13 protein-coding genes are annotated in these 14,515 nt (G+C 60.1%); 7 read left to right on the forward strand and 6 right to left on the reverse strand.

What is annotated here, in order from left to right; translation table 11 throughout:
* Nucleotides 1–179: 179 nt before the first annotated feature.
* From CD58_RS01260 to CD58_RS01270, 3 genes are all read left to right on the forward strand, one after another.
* Nucleotides 180–584, forward strand: a complete 405-nt coding sequence (locus CD58_RS01260; protein WP_025211287.1) for an RNA-binding S4 domain-containing protein — start codon at nt 180–182, stop codon at nt 582–584.
* 236 nt (nt 585–820) lie between these two features.
* A complete protein-coding gene (gene hslO / locus CD58_RS01265) occupies nt 821–1,723 on the forward strand; it encodes an Hsp33 family molecular chaperone HslO (RefSeq protein WP_025211288.1) in 903 nt (300 codons plus the stop codon).
* 178 nt (nt 1,724–1,901) lie between these two features.
* The gene (locus CD58_RS01270; RefSeq protein WP_025211289.1) at nt 1,902–3,446 is read left to right on the forward strand and encodes a phosphoenolpyruvate carboxykinase; all 1,545 of its coding nucleotides are present in this window, start codon (nt 1,902–1,904) and stop codon (nt 3,444–3,446) included.
* 59 nt (nt 3,447–3,505) lie between these two features.
* Here CD58_RS01270 and CD58_RS01275 read toward each other — a convergent pair whose 3' ends face one another.
* Together CD58_RS01275 and CD58_RS01280 are read right to left on the reverse strand one after the other, a co-directional pair.
* On the reverse strand, nt 3,506–3,751 hold the full coding sequence (locus CD58_RS01275) for a hypothetical protein (RefSeq protein ID WP_038436381.1): 246 nt from the start codon (nt 3,749–3,751) through the stop codon (nt 3,506–3,508).
* 142 nt (nt 3,752–3,893) lie between these two features.
* Nucleotides 3,894–4,940, reverse strand: a complete 1,047-nt coding sequence (locus tag CD58_RS01280; protein ID WP_038436382.1) for a S8 family peptidase — start codon at nt 4,938–4,940, stop codon at nt 3,894–3,896.
* Between the two features lie 272 nt (nt 4,941–5,212).
* Here CD58_RS01280 and CD58_RS01285 point away from each other — a divergent pair, with 272 nt between their 5' ends.
* The 3 genes from CD58_RS01285 to CD58_RS01295 all read left to right on the forward strand — a co-directional run bounded on the left by CD58_RS01285 (nt 5,213) and on the right by CD58_RS01295 (nt 8,946).
* Entirely contained in the window at nt 5,213–7,141 is a 1,929-nt protein-coding gene (locus CD58_RS01285; RefSeq protein ID WP_025211291.1) for a RecQ family ATP-dependent DNA helicase, read from the forward strand.
* Between the two features lie 107 nt (nt 7,142–7,248).
* A complete protein-coding gene (locus tag CD58_RS01290) occupies nt 7,249–8,475 on the forward strand; it encodes a 3-hydroxyacyl-CoA dehydrogenase (protein WP_025211292.1) in 1,227 nt (408 codons plus the stop codon).
* 51 nt (nt 8,476–8,526) lie between these two features.
* A complete protein-coding gene (locus tag CD58_RS01295; RefSeq protein WP_025211293.1) occupies nt 8,527–8,946 on the forward strand; it encodes an acyl-CoA thioesterase in 420 nt (139 codons plus the stop codon).
* 85 nt (nt 8,947–9,031) lie between these two features.
* On the opposite strand, the gene CD58_RS01300 is transcribed toward CD58_RS01295, so the two are convergent.
* The 4 genes from CD58_RS01300 to CD58_RS01315 all read right to left on the reverse strand — a co-directional run bounded on the left by CD58_RS01300 (nt 9,032) and on the right by CD58_RS01315 (nt 13,919).
* Nucleotides 9,032–9,508 carry a glycine zipper domain-containing protein gene (locus tag CD58_RS01300; protein WP_025211294.1) on the reverse strand — a complete coding sequence of 159 codons (477 nt, stop codon included), beginning with the start codon at nt 9,506–9,508 and terminating at the stop codon, nt 9,032–9,034.
* A 245-nt stretch (nt 9,509–9,753) separates the two neighbouring features.
* Nucleotides 9,754–12,102, reverse strand: coding sequence for an FdhF/YdeP family oxidoreductase (locus tag CD58_RS01305; protein WP_025211295.1), 2,349 nt, complete (start codon nt 12,100–12,102; stop codon nt 9,754–9,756).
* Nucleotides 12,099–12,938: a formate dehydrogenase accessory sulfurtransferase FdhD gene (gene fdhD / locus CD58_RS01310; protein WP_025211296.1), complete on the reverse strand. Its 840-nt coding sequence runs from the start codon at nt 12,936–12,938 to the stop codon at nt 12,099–12,101. Before fdhD ends, CD58_RS01305 begins: the two co-directional genes overlap by 4 nt.
* A gap of 93 nt (nt 12,939–13,031) precedes the next feature.
* Entirely contained in the window at nt 13,032–13,919 is an 888-nt protein-coding gene (locus CD58_RS01315; RefSeq protein WP_025211297.1) for a LysR family transcriptional regulator, read from the reverse strand.
* 134 nt (nt 13,920–14,053) lie between these two features.
* Here CD58_RS01315 and lysM point away from each other — a divergent pair, with 134 nt between their 5' ends.
* On the forward strand, nt 14,054–14,494 hold the full coding sequence (lysM, locus tag CD58_RS01320; RefSeq protein WP_025211298.1) for a peptidoglycan-binding protein LysM: 441 nt from the start codon (nt 14,054–14,056) through the stop codon (nt 14,492–14,494).
* Nucleotides 14,495–14,515 lie beyond the last annotated feature (21 nt).

Genomic DNA, 14,515 nt, shown 5'->3' on the forward strand with positions numbered 1-14,515 from the left:
TTCACGCAGAATAATCACAAAATGGCGACAGTTATCTACACGCCTGTGTCCGCCCGTTACCAATATCGCCCCATGCCCGTGAAAGTGTTCCGGCAGGCATTCTATCTGTCGGGCCGAATTCGTGTTCCCGACAAAAACGGTAGTACAGTTCTGACCATTGGCAGGAAAGAGGAATTGCAGTGGCACAAAAACAGGAAGAAGACGACAAGGTTCGTCTCGATAAATGGTTGTGGGCGGCGCGTTTCTATAAGACGCGTGCCTTGGCCAAGGCCGCCATCGAAAGCGGCAAGGTCCATCACCGGGGCGAGCGCTGCAAGCCGGGCAAGGAACCTCGTATCGGCGACGAATTTGTCATCCGCGCCGGGTTCGATGAAAAAACCGTGGTGGTAGAAGCGCTGTCGATCGTGCGTCGCGGCGCCCCTGAAGCACAGGCCCTGTATCGCGAAACCGAAGCCAGTATCGCCAAGCGCGAAGCCGCCGCCGCGCAGCGCAAGGCTGGCGCCCTGGGTGTCAGCACCGATGGCAAGCCAAGCAAGAAGCAGCGCCGGGATCTGTTCAGGTTTCATGGCAGCAATAGCGAATAAAAAGGCTGGCGCAAGGCCCGTGGCGAGGGAGCTTGCTCCCGCTGGGCGGCGTAGCGGCCCCAGAATCTGACGGTCGCTGCGCAACCGAGCGGGAGCAAGCTCCCTCGCCACAATGACCATTCAGATCGAGTCATCGGTCTCTTCCGGTCAGACAAACCCTCGCCTTGCTTGGAACCCACCGGCAATGCCCATAAAATGCCCACGATCAATTGTCATCACTTCAGATACCAGATCCTATGACTGATTTACCGGATACCGACTACACCCAGCGTTTCATCTTCGATGACAGTGACACTCGTGGCGAACTGGTGGCGTTGGAGCGTAGCTATGCCGAAGTCCTCGCCAAGCACCCCTATCCAGAGCCGGTCGCGCAGATGCTCGGCGAATTGATGGCAGCTGCTGCGCTGCTGGTCGGCACCTTGAAGTTCGATGGCTTGCTGATTCTCCAGGCCCGTTCCGAAGGCCCGGTGCCGTTGCTGATGATCGAGTGCTCCAGTGAGCGCGAGATCCGTGGCCTGGCCCGTTATGACGCCGAGCAGATCGCACCCGACGCGACGCTGGCCGACATGATGCCCAATGGCGTGCTGGCCCTGACGGTCGATCCGACCCAAGGTCAGCGCTACCAGGGAATTGTCGACCTCGACGGCGCGACCCTGGCCGATTGCTTCACCAACTACTTCGTCATGTCCCAGCAGACCAACACCCGTTTCTGGCTCTATGCCGACGGGCGGCGCGCCCGTGGTCTGCTGCTGCAACAATTGCCCGCCGACCGGCTCCGTGACCCGGAAGAACGTGACGCCAGCTGGCAGCACGTCACCGCTCTGGCCGGCACCTTGAGCGCCGACGAGCTGTTGAGCCTGGACAATGAAACCGTGCTGCATCGCCTCTACCACGAGGAGGCCGTGCGCCTGTTCGATGGCCAGCCGTTGCGCTTCCAATGCAGCTGCTCCCGTGAACGTTCCGGCAATGCGCTTGTCAGTCTGGGTCTGGAAGATGCGCAGCAACTGGTGATCGAGCATGGCGGTGCCATCGAGGTCGATTGCCAGTTTTGCAATGAGCGCTACCTGTTCGACGCGGCAGACATTGCACAATTGTTCGCCGGTGCGGGTGTCGACACACCGTCAGATACTCGTCACTAAAACGGTTCAGCGCAGGTAAATCTCCTGGCAAACGCCGGATTTACGCCGTACTGACGGGAGGGCCCTACTATTTTTGGGCTTTTCTGGCATAATCCGGCCCACTTTTTTCGGGTAGTAGTGCGCGACTTCCTACTACAAAACGTTTGGAGCACTCGGCCACGGGCCGACGGGGAACCTCATGACGCAAGCCAATAACGCCGTGTACACCGATCTGAGTGTCGATGATCTGGTCAAAGAAGCCCTGAGTCGCGGTGAAGGCGAGCTTGCCGATACTGGCGCGCTGGTTGTGCGTACCGGTCATCGTACCGGTCGCTCGCCAGTTGACCGCTTCATCGTAGAAGAACCGACCACCCAGGACGCTATCGCCTGGGGCCCGATCAACCGCAAGTTCCCGGCCGACAAGTTCGATGCCTTGTGGAACCGCGTTGAAGCCTATCTGGGCGAGCGCGAGCGTTTCGTCTCCCACGTGCATGTAGGTTCTGATCCTGCGCACTACCTGCCGGTCAAGATGACCACCGAGACTGCCTGGCACAACCTGTTCGGCCGTTGCCTGTTCATCAACCCAGAACAGTACAACGCCGGCGGCAAGGATGAGTGGCAGATCATCAACGCACCGAATTTCGTCTGCGAGCCTGAGCGTGACGGCACCAACTCCGACGGCACCGTGATCATCAACTTCGCGGCCAAAAAAGTGCTGATCGCCGGTATGCGTTACGCCGGTGAAATGAAAAAAGCCCTGTTCTCCGTGCAGAACTTCTTGCTGCCAGCCGTTGATGTGCTGCCGATGCACTGCGCTGCCAACATGGGCGAAGAGGGCGACGTGACCCTGTTCTTCGGTCTGTCGGGCACTGGCAAGACCACCCTGTCTGCCGATGAGAGCCGTTACCTGATCGGCGACGACGAGCACGGTTGGGGCGTGGGCGTGGTCTTCAACATCGAAGGCGGTTGCTATGCCAAGTGCATCGACCTGTCCGAGAAGAACGAGCCGGTCATCTGGAAAGCCATCCAGCACGGCGCCGTACTGGAAAACGTTGTCCTGGATCCGGTTACCAAGAAAGCCGACTACGCCGACGACAGCCTGACCCAGAACAGCCGCGCCGCCTACCCGCGTGAGCTGATCGAAAAACGTGCTCCAAAAAACCTCGGTGGCGAGCCTAACGCCGTGATCTTCCTGACGTGCGACCTGACCGGCGTATTGCCGCCGGTGTCGATCCTCAGCGAAGAGCAAGCCGCCTACCACTTCCTGTCTGGCTACACCGCACTGGTGGGCTCGACCGAAATGGGTTCGGGCAGCGGCATCAAGTCGACCTTCTCCACCTGCTTCGGCGCGCCGTTCTTCCCGCGCCCTGCCGGTGAATACGCAGAACTGCTGATCAAGCGCATCCGTGGCTTCGGCTCCAAAGTCTACCTGGTCAACACTGGCTGGACTGGCGGCGGCTATGGCGTCGGCAAGCGCTTCAACATCCCGACCACCCGTGCGGTGATCGCGGCGATCCAGAGCGGCGCGCTGATCGGTGCAGAAACCGAACACCTGGACATCATCAACCTGGACGTGCCGCTGGCTGTTCCAGGCGTTGAGACTGGCCTGTTGAACCCACGCAACACCTGGGCCGACAAGGCTGCGTACGACGAAGCTGCCAAGGCGTTGGCCGGGTTGTTCACCGAGAACTTCAAGAAGTTTGATGTGAGCGATGCGATCAAGGCTGCAGGGCCACAGCTGTAAGGCTCGGTTAGCGAATGAAAAAACCGCCCTTTGTGGGCGGTTTTTTTATGGGCGGCTAATCAACGCAACCGCTGCCGCACCACCTCCAGCAACTCGCTGCCATCCTGGGTCAGCAGATAAAGCGCATGAACGATGTTGGGAATGTCTTTCACATCGGCGTGTTTGAAGCATAGGCAGTGAAGGGGTTCGAGCAGGTCGCTGGACGCGCGGATTCGTTGGGCGGCGGCGTCGCAGAGGTCGTGGAGGTTGGCCTCGGTGTCGATGGCCAGAATCGGTGTGCTGTTGAGTCGCTGGTATCGATCGATGGGCGGATTGTCTTCCTACAAACTGGCTGTAGGGCAGGCTTAGGATGCGGCAGGTCATTTCCGACGGGCTAGTCATCTCCCGTTACGAGAGTTCATGAAAAACAAGCGGTGAAGCGAGTTCCACGACGAAGGCATAAGTACTTTAATCTGTCATGGCGTCAGGGGCTCGTCGGGAGGCCGCTTCCAAATCCATCAACCCCCGGCCATAGGCCTCACTGTTGGCATAGATGCCCGTGCGGTTGGCTGTCGCCAGCAAATGTTCGCGCACTTGCTGCGGGCTGAGTTGTGGGTAAAGGCTCTGTAGCGCAGCCAGTGCGCCGCTGACCAGGGCCGCAGCGGGAGACGTGCCGGCGGTTTGCACGTAACGGCCGTCCTTGCCCACTGTGAGCAAGCCGGCCTGGGCACCGGCATCGCCGCCGGGTACGGCGATGCACCAGGCGGCAGCGACGCCGCAATAATTGGATTTGCCATTGATGGCGCTGCCGTCGTTTTTGAGTGCAACCACCGCGATCCATCCTTTTTCCAGTTCAGGCAAGGCCACCGGTAACCCCGGTTCGGCCAAAGGCTCACGCTTGAGTTCGTTGCCTGTCGGGAAGACAAACACAGCACCGTCTGAGACCAGTTTTCGAGCAACGGCCAGGGAGTCGGGCATTACTTGGTTGTAACGCGCCTCGTTGATTTCGGTGGCGGGGATGGCGTTGGCCCACGAGTTGTTGAACAGCCGGGCGCCCTTGTCGAAACCGTTTTGCCACGATTGTGCGATCTCGCTATCGAAGGAAAATGGCTCGTTGTCGTCGCCAAAGCGAAAGGGGATCAACTGAGCGTTGAACGCGATGCCGTGCATGCCCTGGTTGTCCTTGTTGGCGGCGAGGATGCCGGCCATTTGCGTGCCGTGGCCGATGCGGTCAATTGTGCCTGGACGGTTTTCGACGTAATCGAATCCGGGATCGCTCAGTCTGCCTTCGAACTCCTTCAGGCGGGTGTCGAGCCCCGAGTCGATCAGTGCGACGACCACATCCTGTCCGGTGCCTCCACGGGAATATAACGCCGAAGCCTTTACGACGGCCAAGCCCTGCTGAGCGTGATACTCCGGTGTTTCGAACACGGCAGGTTCCACGCCGGATTGTTCAGCAATGGTCAGGCAGCCGGCCAGCAATGAGGCTGACGCTATCGCCAGGGCGCGTAGCACGCACGGAAGATGGGTGTGGCATTGTTCGGTCCTTGAATGGAGTATTGAGCGTCAGGCTTCCTGGCCTTGCTCATGAATTGACGGCACACCTTAACCCGCAAACGAAGTCGGAACGAGGCATCAAAGTGCCCGGATTTGTATCTCCTCGTGGCAAAGCAAAAGGGCGTTGAGGCTGTATCATCCGGTATCGTTTTTTACCCCGACCTTTTCTCGACGCGCTGCGCCGTCCCGCTAGGCTTTGGGTCTCGCAGCAGTCAAAGGAGCGACCGCTTATGCACAGCACCCTGGAACAGGTTTTCGGTTATCCACAGTTTCGCCCCGGTCAGGAAACGGCCATCAGCGCAGTACTGGCCGGTCGGTCGGCGGCGGCCATTTTTCCCACCGGTTCCGGCAAGTCCCTGTGTTATCAATTGCCAGCCCTGCTATTGCCGCACCTCACCTTGGTGGTCTCGCCCCTGCTGGCGCTGATGCAGGACCAGTTGGCGTTCTTGCAGCGCCACGGCATCGCGTCGGCCAGTATCGACTCGGCCCAGAGCCGTGACGAAGCCAATGACGCCATGGCGCGGGCTCGCTCGGGTGAGTTGAAGATTCTGATGATTTCCGTGGAGCGGCTGAAGAACGAGCGCTTCCGCAACTTCCTGCAACAGGTGCCGATCTCGTTGCTGGTGGTGGACGAGGCTCATTGCATTTCTGAATGGGGGCATAATTTTCGCCCGGACTACCTCAAGCTTCCCGACTATCAGCGTCAGTTCGGTATTCCCCAGGTATTGCTGCTGACGGCCACCGCAACACCGAAGGTCATTGCCGACATGCAGGCGAAGTTCGCCATTGCCGCCGACGATGTGGTGACGACCGGTTTCTATCGGCCCAACCTCAATTTGCTGGTCGAGCCGGTGCGCGGTGCGGACAAGCGCGCCCGGCTGGTGCAATGGCTGGGCGAGCGTCCCGGGCAGCCGAGCATCGTCTACGTCACCTTGCAGCGAACCGCCGAGCAGATAGCTGAGCACCTGAGCCAGCACGGTATCGGGGCCGAGGCCTATCACGCCGGCTTGCCCCATGAGCAACGCGAAGCCATCCAGCGGCGGTTCATGGGTGGGCAGTCCAATTGCATTGTCGCGACCATCGCTTTCGGCATGGGCATCGACAAGAGCGATATCCGCAACGTGGTGCATTTCGACCTGCCCAAATCCATTGAAAACTACAGTCAGGAGATCGGCCGGGCCGGACGGGACGGGCAGCCATCCGATTGCCTGGTACTGGCCAATCGCGACAGCCTCAACGTGTTGGAGAACTTTGTGTATGGCGATACGCCCGAGCTGGAAGGCATTCGCTGCGTGCTCGAAGAGCTGAAGGCCGCTGCTTCCGATGGGCAATGGGAGTTTTTACTGAGCCCCCTGGCGGACCAGAGCAACATCCGGCAACTGCCGCTCAAGACGTTGCTGGTCCAGCTGGAGCTGCGTCGGCTGATCGCGCCGCGTTATGCCTATTTCGCGGAGTATCGCTTCAAGTTCTTGACCGAGCCACAAGCGCTGCTTGAGCACTTCGAAGGTGAGCGAAGGGACTTCGTCTCGGCCATCATCCAGACCTCCAGCCGTGCCCGGAGCTGGGCCACGGTGAATTTCGACGGGATGTACCAGCAATATCACGCTGAACGGAATCGCGTGGTCAAGGCGCTGGATTATTTCCAGGAAAAAGGCTGGATCGAGCTGGAAAGCAAACAGATGACCGAGGTGTACAGCGTGCTGGAAGCCGGCCTTGATGCGCAGGTCTTGAGTGCCGAGCTACACGCCTACTTCACTCGGCACGAACGCGGTGAAATCGCGCGGATCCATGCCATGCTCGAGCTGTTTGCCACTGACCGTTGCCTCGGCTATCGATTGGCGCAGTATTTCGGCGATGACAACGCGCCGCAGCAGTGCGGTCATTGCTCGGTGTGTCACGGAAAAGTCGCTCAACTGCCGGAGCCACCTTCGTTGCCGGCACTTGTGGATAAAAGCTTCGAGACACTGTGTGGTGATTTTATCCACAGGCATGAGGAGCACACTGGTAACCCACCTTCTGCCGAGCGGTTGACCCGGTTTCTGTGCGGGATCAGCGTGCCGTTGTTCACCCGGTTGAAGGCGCGAAAGATCCGTGGATATGCCGCACTGGAGGAGTATCCGTACGCTGAGGTTCGCCATTGGGCTCAGGCGCAGCTGTGAGCTGCATCCATCTGATGAATGCCCTTCATCACACGAATAAATTTCAAAAATATTCGAGGGCTGACTAAGGTGAAGGCTGTCTTTGGATCGCCAATAAGAGAGCAAACATGAGCCAGACACCCTTCGATATCCAGCGCGCCGCCGTGGTCGGTGCAGGCACCATGGGGCGAGGCATTGTGATGTGCCTGGCCAATGCCGGCGTGACGGTGCTGTGGGTCGACAACAACCCGCAGATGCTCGAGCAGGCGCTGGCTGCCGTGGCCGAAACCTATGGCCATAACGTGCGCCAGGGCCGTATCGACCAAAGCGAAGCCGATGCACGGATCGCACGGGTGACGCGCGCAGATGATTACGCGGCGATCCGCAATGTCGATCTGGTGATCGAAGCGGTTTACGAAAACCTCGAACTCAAGCAGAAGATTTTTCGGGAGTTGGACGGTCTGCTCAAGCCCGAGGCGATCCTGGCGAGCAACACCTCGGCGCTGGACATCGATGCAATCGCCGCGGCTACTCGCCGGCCTACCCAGGTGCTGGGCCTGCATTTCTTCAGCCCGGCGCACATCATGAAGCTGCTGGAAATCGTTCGTGGTGCGCAAACATCCAAGGCGGTGCTGGACGCAGCCCTCGCACTGGGTAAGCGCATGGGCAAGGTCAGCGTGGTATCGGGCAATTGCCATGGTTTCATCGGCAACCGGATGCTTCACCCTTATGTGTTGGAGGCTCGCAAGATGTTGCTGGAGGGGGCGTTCCCCCATCAGGTCGATGCGGCGTTGCAAGGCTTCGGCTTCGCCATGGGACCGTTCCGCATGTACGACGTCGTCGGGATCGACCTGGAGTGGCGCGCCCGAGAGCTGGCGGGAAAAGGCCAGGATGCGCCTGAGGTGCAGGTGGATAACCGGCTGTGCGAACTGGGGCGGTTCGGCCAGAAAAGTGGCAACGGGTACTATCACTACGAACCCGGCAGTCGACAGGCTGAACATGATGTGGAAGTCGACGCGCTGGTGCAGCGGGTCAGCGAAGCGCTGGGCTTCCAGCGTCGCGAGATTGGACCTGAGGAAATCCTCGAGCGTTGTTTGCTGGCGCTGGTCAACGAAGGCGCGAAGATCCTGCAGGAAGGCATTGCCGAGTCGGCCCACGATATCGACCTGGTCTATCTCAACGGCTACGGTTTTCCCGCCGACAAGGGTGGCCCGATGGCCTGGGCCGATGGACAGGGACTCGAGGATATCCATGCCCGCCTGCTGGAGCTCGAAACGAAGCAGGGGGACCAATGGAAGCCCGCGCGTCTGATCGGCGAGCTGGCCGCGCAGGGCAAGGGCTTCGCGCATCGGTAGACCCAGTCCTGCGCCACGTACGAACCAATGATCAACCGTAAAGGACAGCTAATGCCCCAACGTAGTGAATACCCGCACCTGCAAGCCATCACCACGCGCTGGCATGACAACGATGTGTACGGTCACGTCAACAACGTCACCTACTACAGCTTTTTCGATACGGCGGTGAACACCTATCTGATCGAGGTCGGTGGCCTGGATATCCATGATGGAGAGGTGGTGGGGTTCGTAGTGAGTTCGGCCTGCGACTACTTTGCGTCAATCGCTTTTCCTGACCGGATTGAAATCGGGCTGCGGGTTGGAAAGCTGGGCAGCAGCTCGGTGCAATATGAACTGGCGGTGTTCAAGGCGGACGAGGAGGAGGCCTGCGCGGCCGGGCGCTTTGTGCACGTGTTCGTGGACCGGGCGTCGAATCGGCCTGTAGCGATACCCGATCGGCTGCGCGGGGCTTTGGAGCGGTTGGTGGTCTGAAACGAAAAATCGCAGCCTGCGGTCAGGCTCTGGGAAGAGCTGCCGCAGGCTGCGATCTTTTATCGCTGATGCTTAAAACCAGCGATTAGTCGCGATAGCGATGATGATGCTTGCGATGCCCGTAGGCATGGCCACGACCCGGGTGGCCGTCACGGTAGTAGCGACGGTCCCCACGGCGACCTTCATAGCGACGGTCATCGTCATCGTCCTTACCCATGTAGTTACCCAGTGCGCCGCCGGCGCCGCCGCCCGCTGCAGCACCGATCAGGCTGCCGGTGCTACCGCCCACGCTACGACCGACCACGTTACCGCCGGCTGCGCCCAGCGCACCGCCGATTGCCGCTTCGCCGCGGCTGTGTTTGTCCGCGCCTACCGCACTACCGCCCGCGCCGCCCAGGGCCGCGCCGATGGTGGAACCGGTGTTGCCGCCCAAGGATTGGCCGACGACCGAACCCAAAACCCCGCCCAATGCGCCGCCAACACCTGCTTCGGCAGTGCCGCCAGCAGAAGCGACGCCACTGATCAGGCCAAGGGACAACAAGAGAATGGAGGAGAACTTCATAGAGGAGCCTCAAAGGGATGACGGCGCGATCCTGAGGCTGGCTTCGCTTGGTTACAATCGAAATCCGACGAGTAACACGACTTGTGCACAATTCGATAAGTTATTGTTTTTTGTAAGGAACTTAAGATGTTTTCGCCGGTCTTTAGCTACTTCGGACAGGCCGTTTTCTATGGAAAACGGCCTTTTTTGTGGGCGTATGAAAAGCGTGGGGTAAGGAGACAGGCTCCCTGGCCCCAGGCACTGGCTCAGGCCGATTTGGCCAGGATCAAGCCAGTCTCGCTCGCAGCTTCCAGGCGGATCGCCACGAATTTCGAGGTGGGCGTGTGGCTACCGTCGCCGGTACTTTCCAGCGGCACCAGCGGGTTCACTTCAGGGTAATAGGCGGCGGCCTGCCCGGCAGGAATGTCGAACGCCAGCAGGGTAAAGCCCTTGACCCGACGCTCACGACCATCGTCCCAGAGCGAGACGATGTCGGCCTTCTGCCCCGGTTTGAAACCCAGGCGAATGATGTCTGCTTCGTTGACGAACAACACGTCACGCTGGCCCTTAACGCCGCGATAGCGGTCATCCAGGCCATAGATGGTGGTGTTGTACTGATCGTGGGAGCGCATCGACTGCATAATCAGATCGGGCAACTGGCCGGTGGCGCGGGTGCGTTCATGCACCAGGTCGCCGGGTAGCAGATTGGGCTTGAAGTTGGCGCGACCCGACGCAGTGGCCCAGCGACGCGAACCGGCGCTGTTGCCCAGGTAAAAACCGCCAGGATTTTGGAGCTTTTCGTTGAAACTCTTGAAGCCGGGAATGGTGTCGGCAATCAGGTCGCGGATACGGCTGTAGTCGGACACCAGCCAGTTCCAGTCCACCGGGCGGCTGCCCAGCGTCGCGGCAGCGATACCGGCGATGATCCATGGCTCGGAGCGCATCTGGTTCGACAGCGGCTGCAGCTGGCCCATGGAGGCGTGGACCATGCTGAAGGAGTCTTCGACGGTCACCGCTTGCGCGCCCTCGGTCTGCAGATCGATGTCGGTCCGACCCAGGCACGGCAGGATCAAGGCCTCTTTACCGTGAGCCAAGTGGCTGCGGTTGAGCTTGGTGCTGATCTGCACGGTCAGGTCGCAATTGGACAGTGCCTGGAAGGTCCGGTGGCTGTCCGGTGTGGCTTGGGCGAAGTTGCCGCCCAGGGCGATGAACACTTTCGCCTCACCGTTGGCCATGGCGTGGATTGCCTCGACCACGTTGTGGCCGTTTTCGCGCGGCACCTTGAACTGGAAGCGCCGCTCCAACGCATCAAGGAACGCCGTTGGTGGACGTTCGTTGATACCCATGGTGCGGTCGCCCTGCACGTTGCTATGGCCGCGTACCGGGCACAGGCCGGCGCCTGGCCGGCCGATGTTGCCGCGCAGCATCATCAGGTTGGCGATTTCCTGGATGGTCGCCACTGAATGGCGATGCTGGGTGATGCCCATCGCCCAGCACATGATCACATTCTTGCTTTTGGCATACATGCGCGCCGCTTGCTCGATTTCGACCAGGGGCAAGCCCGATTGCTCGACGATCTGCTCCCACGACGTATCGTCGACCACGGCCAGGTAATCGAGCACGTTGACGCTGTGTTCGTTAAGGAACGCATGGTCGAACACTGCCGCCGCGCCAGCGTTCTGCGCTTCACGCTCCCATTGCAGCAGGAATTTCGCCATGCCCCGCAATATCGCCATGTCGCCGCCCAGGGCCGGACGGAAATACGCGGTATTGGTCGGTTTATCCCCGTTGGTGAGCATTTCGAGCGGGTGCTGCGGATGCTGGAAACGCTCCAGGCCCCGCTCCTTGAGCGGGTTGATGCACACCACCTGGGCGCCGCGTTTCACCGCCTCGCGCAGCGGCTCGAGCATCCGGGGATGGTTGGTGCCGGGGTTTTGGCCCCAGACGAAAATTGCATCGGCGTGTTCGAAGTCGTCGAAGGTCACCGTGCCCTTGCCCACGCCGACACTCTGGGACAGCGCCACGCCGCTGGCCTCGTGGCACATGTTCGAGCAGTCGGGGAAGTTGTTGGTGCCGTAGGCGCGTACGAACAGTTGATAGAGATAAGCCGCTTCGTTGCTGGCCCGGCCCGAGGTATAGAACTCGGCCTGGTTCGGGCTGGAAAGCCCCTGCAGGTGTCTGCCGATCAGGGCAAACGCAGCTTCCCAGCTGATGGGCTTGTAACGGTCGGTTTCTGCGTCGTAGCGCATCGGCTCGGTCAGGCGACCCTGATATTCGAGCCAGTAGTCGCTCTGTTCCAGCAACGAAGTCACGCTGTGCTTGGCAAAAAACGCGCCGTCGACGCGGCGCTTGGTGGCTTCCCAGTTCACCGCCTTGGCGCCGTTCTCGCAGAACTTGACCATGCCGCTTTCCGGGGAGTCACCCCAGGCGCAGCCTGGGCAATCGAAGCCGCCGTTCTGGTTGGTCTTGAGCATCATGCGGATGTTTTTCAGCGCGTTGTCGCTGGTCAGCCAGGCCTGGGCGACGCTGATCAGGGCACCCCAACCACCGGCCGGGCCCTTGTAGGGCTTGTAGCGCGGTACGGATTTCTGGTCGGCTTGTTGATGCTTGCTCACGCTTGATTCTCCATCGCAGGGCTGTAGACCCGCGGCGCACTTTTTTGCGGCAGGTGGATGAGATTTAGGTTGTGTTGGCGGGCCCATTGCACCGCCAGGCTGGTGGGCGACGACAGGCTGACCAGGGTCTGGATACCGGCGCGCAGCACTTTCTGGATCAGTTCGAGGCTGCAGCGACTGGTGACGATCGCCATGCCGCCGGCCACTGGGATCTGTTGCCGGATCAGTGCGCCGATCAGTTTGTCGAGGGCGTTGTGCCGGCCAATGTCTTCGCGGCCCAACAGCAGCTCGCCCTGGGCGTTCATGAACAGTGCCGCGTGCACCGCGCCGCAGAACTGGCCCAGGGGTTGGAACTGGCCAATGCGTTGACGCAGGCCATCGAGCCATTGCGCCGGTGGCAGCGGTGCGCCGGACAATGCCTTGAGGTTGGGCAGGGCCTGTTCCACCGCTTCCACGCCGCACAACCCGCAGCCGCTGGTGCCTGCTAGCTGCCGGCGTTGCTGCTTGAGGTTCCAGAAGGCGCGGTTGGCGATGGTTACCTGGGCATATTGCGCAGAACCTGTGCCGCTCAGTTGCAGGTCATAGATGTCCGATGGGTCTTCGATGATGCCACTGCCCAGGCTGAAGCCGACGACGAAGTCTTCAAGATCCGTGGGGGTGACCAGCATGACGGCCTGGCTGATGCCGTTGTAGGCAATCGCCAACGCCACTTCCTCGGCCAGCGCGGTGCTGTCCGATTGAGAGTGGTCCAGATTGCAGTAGCGATAGCTCTGGCTGGCGGCCGGCGCGGATGTTTCCATCGCTGGCGCTGGACTGACCGGAGGCTTGTCGTTCATAGGCATCACTGAAAGTAGGAATAGTGTTAAGACTAAATGCGGCAATCTGCCACGTCTAATCGCTATTACTGATCTCTCAATAGATGACGTCGATCAAGATACTGCTGGTGATTTCTGGTAGAGGGCAAAACAAGCTTCTGCCAAGGCCGAGCGCGGGGCACCGCGTCGCATGATCAACCCCAGCGGGACCAGCGTTTGCGCGCCTTCGATGGGCTGGATGCGCAAGTCTTCGGTCAACACGTCCAGGCCATTGTCCAGAGGCATCACCGCGCAACACAGCCCGCCGTGCACAGCTTGTAACAATTGATGCACCGCGTCGGTTTGCAGCAGCGGTCGAGGCGTGAGCCCGCGGCTGTGGAAGTGATGGTCGATGGACTGGCGAAAATGCATGCCGCTGGTGAGCATGCCCAGGGGCAATTCGATCAGCGCTTCCCAGCTCAGCGGTTGTTCACCGAAAAAGAAAAAACGTTGGTCGTAAAGCAAGCCCATGCGGGTTTGGCTCAAGGGCAGGGCATCGAAGCGTTCGTTGTCCAGGCGTTCCAGATAGGAAATGCCCAGGTCGATACGGTTGTTTGCCAACTGTTCGAGGACATGTTCGGAGCTCAAGGACGACAATTCAAAACGCAGGTTGGGGTGCTCGGCATGCAAGCGCTGCATCATCGCCAGCGGGTCGAAGTCCGACAACGGCACCACGCCCAGGCGCAACGTACCCACCAGGTTGCCGCGACAGGCCGCGGCTTCGGCCTGCAGCCCGTCATAGGCCGCCAATACCGTGCGCGCCCACGCCAGCACCCGTTCACCCGGCGCGGTAAAGCCTTCAAAGCGCTGGCCGCGGTTGACCAACGGCAGGTCGAGTTCCTCTTCAAGGCTGCGCAGGCGCATCGACAGGGTTGGCTGGGTGATGTGGCAACGTGCGGCGGCTTGGCCGAAGTGGCGGGTTTCGTCGAGCGCGATGAGAAATTTCAGCTGCTTGATGTCCATCTTCGCTCCAGGGCGCGGGAAGATTCGGATTCTAGCGCTTGCGCGTGGCGGGGTCATTGGTCGGCTGGGAACCGGCCTCATCTGGCCTGGTCTAGTCTTTTGCGTCAGGACACATAACCCAAGGAGCGCGCACCATGAGTCTTTTTAGCTTTGTGAAGGAAGCAGGCGAAAAACTGATCGATCTGCTTACCCCCGGCAACGCAAATGCCAGCGAGCAGTTGAAAGAACACATCAGCAAGGTTGGCCTGGGTAATCCGAATGTTCAAGCGACCATCGAGGGCGATAAAGTCATCGTCACCGGTGAAGTAGGGAGTCAGGAAGAGAAGGAAAAAATCCTGCTAGCCGTGGGCAATATCGCAGGTGTAGGCAGTGTTGACGATCAGATTACGGTGACCGGTCCGGTGGCAAAAGCCGCACGTTTCGTGACCGTGAAAAAAGGCGACACCCTCAGCGCCATCTCCAAGGCCGAGTACGGTGACGCGAACAAGTACAACAAGATCTTCGAGGCCAACAAACCGATGCTGTCGCACCCGGACAAGATTTATCCGGGGCAGGTGCTACGGATTCCCGAGTAAGTTTCAGGACCGCGTCGCTTT

It is taken from the genome of Pseudomonas brassicacearum, from assembly GCF_000585995.1.
GTDB classification, from domain to species: domain Bacteria; phylum Pseudomonadota; class Gammaproteobacteria; order Pseudomonadales; family Pseudomonadaceae; genus Aquipseudomonas; species Aquipseudomonas brassicacearum_A.